Below are 416 nucleotides of genomic sequence, written 5' to 3'. Positions count from 1 at the left end.
TTGCGGGGGCTTTTTTGTGTCTGTTATTTATTGGTTTTTTAATAAAAACACGCGATTTAATTAAAGCTATGAATGCATGTGCCGATAAATAAAGGGACGGTGATTGAAGCCGTAGGCAAGAAGCCTAAACATTAGCCGAAACATATTTAAGGAATAATACCATGGCGGTAATTAACACTAACAGCCTGTCTCTGATGACACAGAACAACCTGAATAAATCCCAGTCTTCTTTAGGCACCGCCATTGAGCGTCTGTCTTCTGGTCTGCGTATTAACAGTGCCAAGGATGATGCTGCGGGTCAGGCGATCGCCAACCGTTTCACTTCAAACATCAACGGTCTGACTCAGGCTGCGCGTAACGCGAACGACGGTATTTCTCTGTCTCAGACCGCAGAAGGCGCGTTGGGTGAGATCAAC

At 45.4% G+C, this 416-nt stretch carries 1 pseudogene; it reads left to right on the top strand.

Annotation, left to right across the window (positions count from 1 at the left end):
• Nucleotides 1-161: 161 nt before the first annotated feature.
• A pseudogene (locus DBA33_RS20490) lies at nt 162-416 on the top strand (flagellin FliC); the annotation flags it as partial.

Origin of the sequence: Yersinia sp. IP36721 (assembly GCF_003634395.1) — a bacterium.
GTDB lineage: Bacteria > Pseudomonadota > Gammaproteobacteria > Enterobacterales > Enterobacteriaceae > Yersinia > Yersinia entomophaga.
This window is presented reverse-complemented; position numbering and strand designations above follow the sequence as displayed.